An 8743-nucleotide genomic window follows, 5' to 3' on the forward strand; every position below is an offset into this window, starting at 1 on the left:
ATTCCTATGTAATGTTATAATATAACAATATTATGCGCCCGTTATGGCGCGATTGCAACCGTCATCAGGCACCATAAAAAAAGGCCGCATCTGCGGCCTTTTTCATTAAGGAGTCAATCAGTGTTTCGCGTGTTCAGCCGGATGGCTGCCTTCAAGGTCCGCTTTATGCTTACTGAAGCGGCGACGCACCACGACGAAGAAGACCGGCACAAAGAAGATCGCCAGCGCGGTAGCGGTGACCATTCCTCCCATTACGCCGGTACCTACTGCGTTCTGAGCGCCGGAACCGGCACCGCTGCTGATCGCCAGCGGCAGTACACCGAGGATAAACGCCAGTGAGGTCATCAGAATCGGGCGCAGACGCATACGTACCGCTTCCAGCGTCGCTTCCACCAGGCCTTTGCCCTCTTTATCCATCAAATCTTTCGCAAATTCGACGATCAGAATGGCGTTCTTAGCGGAAAGACCAATCGTGGTCAGCAGTCCGACTACAAAGTAGACGTCGTTACTGAGCCCGCGCAGGGTAGTGAAGATCAGCGCGCCAATCACGCCGAGCGGCACGACCAGCATCACCGAGAACGGAATAGACCAGCTCTCATAGAGTGCCGCCAGGCAGAGGAAGACGACAATCAGCGAAATCGCATAGAGCGCCGGGGCCTGGTTACCTGACAGACGTTCCTGATAGGACATGCCGGTCCAGTCGTAGCCGATACCGGTTGGCAGTTTCGACGCCAGCTCCTCCATCATATCCATCGCGTCACCCGAGCTTTTGCCCGGGGCAGCCTGACCGAGGATCTCCATGGAAGGCAGACCGTTGTAACGCTCCAGTCGTGGTGAGCCATACTGCCATTTCGCAGAGGAGAAGGCGGAGAAAGGCACCATATTGCCGGCGCTGTTACGCACATACCATTTGCCAATGTCATCCGGCAGCATGCGCGCATCCGCTTTACCCATAACGTACACTTTCTTCACGCGACCGCGATCGATAAAGTCGTTGACGTAGGATCCACCCCAGGCGGCGGCCAGCGTAGTGTTGATATCAGAGAGCGATACCCCCAGCGCCTGCGCTTTTTCCTGATCGATAATCAGTTTGTACTGCGGCGTATCTTCCAGGCCGTTCGGACGTACGCCAACCAGCGTATCTGAATGCTGGGCGATCATGCCAAACAGCTGATTTCGCGCTTCGGTCAGCTTTTCATGGCCCAGGTTGCCCTGATCAATCAGCTGGAAGTCAAAACCGGTGGCGTTACCCAGTTCGATAATGGCCGGCAGGTTGAACGGGAAGACCATGGCATCTTTAATCTGACCCAGTGCGCCCATGGCGCGTCCGGCGATAGCCGGTACTTTCAGATCGGCGCTGCCACGCTCATCCCACGGCTTCAGGCTGACAAACGCGATACCGGTGTTCTGACCACGGCCGGCAAAGCCAAAGCCGTTAACGGTGAACACGGAATTGACGCTATCTTTCTCTTTGGTCAGGAAGTAGTCCGTTACCTGATCCAGCACTTTCTGAGTACGCTCCTGGGTCGCACCGGCTGGCAGCTGCGCCTGCGCCAGTAACAGCCCCTGATCTTCTTCCGGCAGAAAGGAGGTCGGCAGCTTCAAGAACAGCCACGCCATGCCAAGAACAATGACCAGATAGATCACCAGATAGCGGCCGGTACTGCGGATAATATGGCTGACGCTGTCGACATAGTGATTGGTGCTTTTGTCGAACATGCGGTTGAACCAGCCAAAGAAGCCGGTGGTTTTACCATGCTCACCTTTTTTAATCGGTTTGAGCATGGTGGCACAGAGGGCAGGGGTGAGGATCAGCGCGACCAGCACCGACAGCGCCATCGCTGAAACGATGGTAATCGAGAACTGACGGTAGATAACCCCGGTCGAGCCGCCAAAGAACGCCATGGGAATAAATACCGCAGAGAGCACCAGCGCAATACCGACCAGCGCGCCCTGAATCTGCTCCATGGAGCGTTTGGTCGCCTCTTTCGGCGGCAGTCCCTCTTCTGCCATAACGCGCTCAACGTTCTCGACGACCACGATGGCGTCATCAACCAGCAGGCCGATGGCGAGCACCATACCAAACATCGTAAGCGTGTTAATGGAGTAGCCAAAACCATTGATGATAGCGAAGGTACCCAGCAGCACCACCGGTACGGCGATGGTGGGGATCAGCGTGGCGCGGAAGTTCTGCAGGAACAGATACATAACCAGGAACACCAGCACAATCGCTTCAAACAGGGTTTTAACCACTTCGAAAATGGAGATTTTTACAAACGGGGTAGTGTCATACGGGTAGACGGTCTTCATGCCTGACGGGAAGAACGGCTCCAGTTTACCCAGCTCTGCTTTAACCGCTTCTGCGGTATCCAGTGCGTTAGCCCCGGTCGCCAGCTTGATACCGATACCGGATGCGGGCTTGCCGTTGTAACGGGCAATAACTTCGTAGTTTTCACCACCCAGTTCAATTTTTGCCACGTCGCGCAGACGCACCTGCGAACCATCCTGGTTCACCTTGAGCATGATGTTGCCAAACTCATCGGTTGAGGTCAGGCGGGTCTGAGCAATAATCGAGGCGTTAAGCTGCTGGCCCGGCACCGGCGGTGTACCGCCCAGCTGACCGGCAGCGACCTGGGTATTCTGCGTCTGCAGCGCGCTGATGACGTCAACCGGCGTCAGCTGATAGTTGTTCAGCTTGTGCGGATCGAGCCAGATACGCATCGCATACTGTGCACCAAACACCTGGGTATCACCTACGCCTGTGGTACGGCTGATAGGATCTTTGATATTAGAGGCGACATAGTCCGCAATGTCGTTCTGCGTCATGCTGCCATCGTCACTGACAAAACCGGCTACCATCAGGAAGCTGCTGGAGGATTTTTTAACCTGAATCCCCTGCTGCTGTACTTCCTGCGGCAGCAGCGGCATCGCCAGCTGCAGCTTGTTCTGCACCTGTACCTGCGCGATATCCGCGTCGGTACCGGACTGGAAGGTCAGCGTCAGCGTCAGCGTACCGGATGAGTCACTGCTCGAGGACATATACATCAGCCCGTCGATGCCGTTCATATTCTGTTCAATAACCTGCGTAACAGAATCCTGCAGCGTTTTTGCATCCGCACCCGGATAAGATGCCTGGATCTCAACCGCCGGTGGCGCAACATTGGGATATTGCTCAATCGGCAGGCTGATGATCGACAGCGCACCCGCCATCATAATGATGATGGCAAGCACCCATGCAAAAATGGGGCGATCGATAAAGAACTTAGCCATGTATCAACGGCTCCTGTTATGACGATGATTTAGCAGACTGAGATTCCTGGGCTGCTTTAGCATCATCTGAGACCTCTTTTGGCGTAACCTGCGCACCCGCTTTCGCGCGCTGAATACCGACGGTAATCACGCGGTCGCCCTCTTTCAGACCATCGGTAACCAGCCATTTGTCACCAAACGCCTGATTTGCAGTGATCTTACGTACTTCTACTTTGTTATCTGCGCCAACAACCATCGCGCTGGCATCACCGGTTGGCGTACGGGTCACGCCGGTTTGCGGCACCAGCAGCGCGGTTGGGTTCACGCCTTCATCCAGACGCGCGCGCACAAACATACCTGGCAGCAGACGGTTATCCGGGTTCGGGAAGATGGCGCGCAGCGTAATCGAACCGGTGGTTTCATCGACGGTGACATCGGAAAATTCCAGTGTTCCCGACTGCTTGTAAGGGCTACCATCCTGCATCAGTAGCGTTACGTTAGCTTTACCATCGGTCTGTTTCAGCTGGCCCGCTTCGAGCTCGGCGCGCAGGCGCAGAAAATCGTCACTGGACTGCGTTACATCGACATACATAGGATCCAGCTGCTGCACGGTCGCGAGCGCGTTAGTCTGACCATTGGAGACCAGGGCACCTTCCGTCACAGAGGATTTGCCGATACGGCCGCTGATAGGCGACGTGACTTTGGTGTAGGCGAGGTTGATACGGGCAGTTTCAACGTTAGCCTGGGCAGCCTGTACGGCAGCCGCAGTCTGAGCCGCAGTGGCCGCTGCGTTGTCATAATCCTGCTGACTGATATATTTGGTGCCGAGCAGTGGCTTATAACGTTTGATGGTGAGCTGCGCTACGCGGGCATTAGCCTGCGCCTGCGCTAAATCCCCTTTAGCACTGTCGTAAGCTGCCTGATAGGTGGCAGGATCGATCTGATAAAGCGACTGGCCCGCTTTAATATCACTGCCTTCAACAAAATTACGCTTCAGAATGATACCCGACACCTGAGGGCGGACTTCTGCTACGCGAAACGCGGAAGTGCGACCGGGCAGTTCAGTCGTGACCTTCAGGGGTTCAGCTTTTAATGTGACCACCCCGACTTCCGGCGGCTGTTGCTGCTGCTGGCCGGCTTGCTGAGATTTATCATCATCACATCCTGTTAACAAAAAGCTGCCTGAAAGCATCACGGCGGCCGCCAGAGGCACTAACCCTCTGTTTTTATTCATAAATAAAACCTCTAGTGTCCGATATCAAATGATCAATGGATCACAAACCGATAAACCCATTGCTGCGTTAAAACACGGGTCATGCTATGGTACATACATTCACAAATGTATGTAAACTTGCCAGTTTGTAAAAACAGCTCCCTATGGCACGAAAAACCAAAGCGCAAGCACTTGAAACGCGTAATCAAATTCTTGATGCCGCATTAGCACACTTTTCTGAACAGGGTGTGGCCGCCACGTCGCTGGCTGATATCGCCGCAGCGGCTGGCGTCACGCGCGGTGCCATTTACTGGCACTTTAAAAATAAAGCCGATCTGTTACAGGAAATCTGGCTGCGCTGCGACGCCGGGCTGGACGATGTGGAACTTGAGTATCAGACAAAATATCCGGACGATCCACTTTCTGTAATGCGTTCGATGCTGATCTATATCCTTGACGCCACGGCAAAGGATGCGCAAAGACGCGCACTTATGGAGATTATCTTCCATAAATGTGAGTTTGTGGGCGAAATGTCAACGCTAGTGGCGATGCAGCAGGGCTTGCTGCAGGCGTGTTATGACCGCATTGAAACCGTGCTGCGCAGCTGCATTGAAGCGGGACAGCTGCCCGGTGCGCTGAATACCCGCCAGGCGGCACTGCTGATGCGCGGCTATATCAATGGCATGATGGAGAGCTGGCTGTTTAATCCGCACAGTTTTGACCTGGCAGCGGAAGCGCCGCAGATCGTTGATGCGTTTCTCGATATGCTGCGGCTGAGCCCGACCCTGAGCGCGCGTTAATCTGCATGCGCGGCGGCCAGCTTCTGTTCATAGTCGCGCCGGACGATCGCCAGCGCGGCCAGCACCGTCGCGGGCGGCACCTGGTTCTCCTCCAGCAGCTGAATCAAATCGACCGCCAGCTTAATCTCATCCGGTGCGCTCTCAAGCGACATACTCTCTCCTAAATCCGTAGTTTTATTGCAACCAGCAGCATCAGCACTGCGCCTGCCATGGCGGCAGCCACGCCGGCGATATGCAGCGTGCCGATTTCACCATTCATAAAGTAGGTGGCAATATAGCCGCCAATCAGCGCGCCAATTGCGGCCAGTACCAGCCCGGGGATCATCCCGCCAGGCCTGCCGGGAAGCAGCAGGCGCCTGAGCCAGCCAGCGGCCAGGCCCGTTACTATCCAGATAATCAGCGTCACCGTTTCCTCCTTCTGGCTTATGCGTTGAGTATAGAAGTGCGGCGCTACGCCTGCGCGGCGGGCAGATCGAGCTGATAAAGCGCAGCGCGACAGCGGCTTAATCGCGCCTGCAGCTGCTCCACTTCCCGCATCAGCTGCTGCTGCACGCTCAGCGTTTCTGCCCGGGCAAGATGCGCCTCGCGCTGGCGCAGCATGGCGAGTAGCCGCGTCTCATACCCCTGATACTCAACACGCTTCTGCTGGCAAGTATCCCGCCGCGGCTGCTCCCGCCACGGCCGCAGCTGCTGGCTTTCGCATTCGCGCTGAAGTGCCGCCAGCTGATCCAGCACCCGCTGTGCCAGCCACTGCTGCTGCACGGCGCTGTGCTGTTTTTGCTGCAGATGGTGCAGATTTCGCTCCAGCTCCTGCAGATAGTCGCTCAGGCGGGTGCCTTTAGTATGAAACAGTGCGGCATCAAAGCGCGGCACTCTGCAGACGCCGTCCGGCTGCTGTGCTATACGCTGGCGCAGCGTTTCAACGATTTTTTGCAGCCGCTCAGGCGCGGAAAGGAGAGGCATCACTTCGGTTCCATGTTAACGTAAGAGCATATTCAGTATTCAGGCATCTGGCATGCAGCGTTTTCTACTGTTGAGCCTTGGCTGGCTGGCGATAGTGCTGGGCACGCTGGGCATTGTATTACCTTTACTCCCGACAACGCCATTTGTGTTGCTGGCCGCCTGGTGTTTTGCCCGTTCATCGCCGCGCTTTCACCACTGGCTGCTGTGGCGCTCGCCTTTTGGCCGCTATCTGCGTCACTGGCAGCGTCATCGTGCCATGCCGCCAGGCGCGAAAGGGCGGGCAATAGTGCTGATTATCATCACCTTTGCGTTCTCGCTCTGGCTGGTAAAGCTGTTCTGGCTGCGTCTGCTGCTGCTGGTGTTATTAGCGATACTGCTGCTCTTTATGTGGCGTATCCCGGTAGTAGCAGAAGAGACAACGCAACATTAACCGCGTCAGGGTTGCATTTAGGCCGCTGTTTGCTTAGATTTGGGCATCTTCGTGCGTGGCTTCCCTCTGTGAAACGACTTCGCTTAACCCGGTCTCCGGGTATTGGCGCTGTTGAAGCTGCGCGTTTTAGATATTTTTCCAGGCGTAACCTTTATGACCGCAACTGCGCAGCAGCTTGAACTGATCAAAAACAGCATCAAAAGTATTCACGACTATCCGAAGCCGGGCATTCTGTTCCGCGACGTGACCAGCCTTATGGAAGATCCGCAGGCCTATGCGGCGGCGATTTCCATTCTGGTTGAGCGTTATCGTGACAAAGGCATCACCAAAGTGGTGGGTACAGAAGCGCGCGGCTTCCTGTTTGGTGCACCCGTAGCGCTGGGGCTGGGCGTAGGCTTTATACCGGTGCGTAAACCGGGCAAGCTGCCGCGTGAAACCTGGCAGGAGCGCTATGAGCTGGAGTACGGTACGGATGCGCTGGAGCTGCACAAAGACGCGATTAAACCCGGCGATATCGTGCTGGTCATCGACGATCTGCTGGCAACCGGCGGCACCATTGAGGCGACGGTAAAACTGATTCGCCGCGCGGGTGGCGAAGTCAACGATGCCGCTTTTGTCATTAATCTGTTCGATCTCAGCGGCGAAGCGCGCCTGACCGCGCTGGGCGTTAACTGCTACAGCCTCGTCAGCTTCCCCGGCCACTAAGGCCTGCTGCGCTCTGCCGTTTTGCGGAGCGCAGTGCTTATCCCATACGTTACTCTGCCTGCGCCTGCCCGAGACGGGTATAGGCATATTTCGCTGTGGCTGGTAAACTACTGCCCAAATACACAGGGTTTGCGAAGCTGCATTTTTTCCCTTTTTCTGACGGTGGCTGCCGGCTGATTGCCGCGCTGCTGTGCCAACTCAATACAATCCAGTGACCACATCCACATGAGCTATCAGGTACTTGCGCGAAAATGGCGTCCCCAGGCCTTCGCAGACGTAGTGGGTCAGGAACATGTGCTGACTGCGCTCGCCAACGGGTTATCACTGGGACGTATTCATCATGCCTATCTTTTCTCCGGCACCCGCGGCGTAGGGAAAACTTCTATTGCCCGCCTGCTGGCGAAAGGGTTGAACTGCGAAACCGGTATTACCGCTACGCCCTGTGGCAAGTGCGACAACTGCCGGGAAATTGAGCAGGGCCGCTTTGTTGACTTAATCGAGATCGATGCGGCTTCCCGTACCAAAGTGGAAGATACGCGCGATCTGCTGGATAACGTGCAGTACGCGCCAGCGCGCGGTCGCTTCAAGGTCTATCTGATTGATGAAGTACATATGCTGTCGCGCCACAGCTTTAATGCCCTGCTGAAAACGCTGGAAGAGCCGCCGTCCCACGTTAAGTTTTTGCTGGCCACCACCGATCCGCAGAAGCTGCCGATCACTATCCTGTCGCGCTGCCTGCAGTTCCATCTGAAAGCGCTGGACGTTGAACAGATTCAGCAGCAGCTGAGCTATGTGCTGGAGCAGGAGCAGATTGCCGCGGAGCCACGTGCGCTGCATCTGCTGGCGCGCGCTGCCGATGGCAGTATGCGTGATGCGCTGAGCCTGACCGATCAGGCGATCGCCAGCGGGCAGGGCAGCGTCACGCGCGATACCGTCGCGCAGATGCTCGGCACGCTGGATGATGAACAGCCGCTGGCGCTGATTGAAGCGCTGGTGGAGGGCAGCGGCGAACGGGTAATGGCGCGCCTGAACCAGGCCGCTTCGCGCGGAGTAGAGTGGGAAGCGCTGCTGGTTGAGATGCTGCGGCTGCTGCATCGCATCGCAATGGTGCAGCTGCTGCCTGGCTCTCTCAATGATGAAGAGTTTAGTGAAGCGCAGCGCCTGCGTGAGCTGGCGCGTACTCTGCCGCCCGCTGACGTGCAGCTCTACTATCAGACGCTGCTGATGGGACGCAAAGATCTGCCGCTGGCGCCCGATCGGCGCCTGGGTGTGGAAATGACGCTGCTGCGCGCGCTGGCTTTCCATCCACAGGCTACACTTGCTGAACCGGTGGCGCGTCCGTCGCTGGCACCGCAGGCGGCACCGCAGGTACCTGCCGCCGCC

General features: G+C 56.5%; 9 protein-coding genes. 4 read left to right on the forward strand and 5 right to left on the reverse strand.

All coding sequences use genetic code 11. The annotated features are described in order from the left end of the window. Positions 1-117 precede the first annotated feature (117 nt). Both HA43_RS09280 and HA43_RS09285 read right to left on the reverse strand, forming a co-directional pair. Positions 118-3270 carry a multidrug efflux RND transporter permease subunit AcrB gene (locus HA43_RS09280; RefSeq protein ID WP_094111510.1) on the reverse strand — a complete coding sequence of 1051 codons (3153 nt, stop codon included), beginning with the start codon at positions 3268-3270 and terminating at the stop codon, positions 118-120. A gap of 16 nt (positions 3271-3286) precedes the next feature. Further along, positions 3287-4483: an efflux RND transporter periplasmic adaptor subunit gene (locus HA43_RS09285; RefSeq protein WP_039383010.1), complete on the reverse strand. Its 1197-nt coding sequence runs from the start codon at positions 4481-4483 to the stop codon at positions 3287-3289. Positions 4484-4626: 143 nt separating this feature from the next. Between HA43_RS09285 and acrR the strand changes: the two genes are divergently transcribed. Next, positions 4627-5262, forward strand: coding sequence for a multidrug efflux transporter transcriptional repressor AcrR (gene acrR / locus HA43_RS09290; RefSeq protein WP_094111511.1), 636 nt, complete (start codon positions 4627-4629; stop codon positions 5260-5262). Here acrR and rsmS read toward each other — a convergent pair. From rsmS to priC, 3 genes are read right to left on the reverse strand one after another with little or no spacing between them, the layout of a single operon-like run. Further along, positions 5259-5414, reverse strand: a complete 156-nt coding sequence (gene rsmS, locus HA43_RS09295; protein WP_071668940.1) for a pleiotropic regulatory protein RsmS — start codon at positions 5412-5414, stop codon at positions 5259-5261. The two genes, acrR and rsmS, sit on opposite strands and share 4 nt — an antisense overlap. A gap of 8 nt (positions 5415-5422) precedes the next feature. Then, the gene (locus HA43_RS09300) at positions 5423-5668 is read right to left on the reverse strand and encodes a GlsB/YeaQ/YmgE family stress response membrane protein (RefSeq protein ID WP_094111512.1); all 246 of its coding nucleotides are present in this window, start codon (positions 5666-5668) and stop codon (positions 5423-5425) included. Positions 5669-5712: 44 nt separating this feature from the next. After that, positions 5713-6225: a primosomal replication protein PriC gene (priC, locus tag HA43_RS09305; RefSeq protein ID WP_094111513.1), complete on the reverse strand. Its 513-nt coding sequence runs from the start codon at positions 6223-6225 to the stop codon at positions 5713-5715. Positions 6226-6277: 52 nt separating this feature from the next. On the opposite strand from priC, the gene HA43_RS09310 reads away from it, so the two are divergent. The 3 genes from HA43_RS09310 to dnaX all read left to right on the forward strand — a co-directional run. After that, the gene (locus tag HA43_RS09310) at positions 6278-6655 is read left to right on the forward strand and encodes a DUF454 family protein (protein WP_039383014.1); all 378 of its coding nucleotides are present in this window, start codon (positions 6278-6280) and stop codon (positions 6653-6655) included. Between the two features lie 153 nt (positions 6656-6808). Then, entirely contained in the window at positions 6809-7360 is a 552-nt protein-coding gene (gene apt / locus HA43_RS09315; protein WP_039383017.1) for an adenine phosphoribosyltransferase, read from the forward strand. A 225-nt stretch (positions 7361-7585) separates the two neighbouring features. Next, the coding region (gene dnaX, locus HA43_RS09320) for a DNA polymerase III subunit gamma/tau (protein ID WP_128083802.1) at positions 7586-8743 on the forward strand (1158 nt) is incomplete at its 3' end.

Source organism: Pantoea eucrina (assembly GCF_002095385.1).
GTDB classification, from domain to species: domain Bacteria; phylum Pseudomonadota; class Gammaproteobacteria; order Enterobacterales; family Enterobacteriaceae; genus Pantoea; species Pantoea eucrina.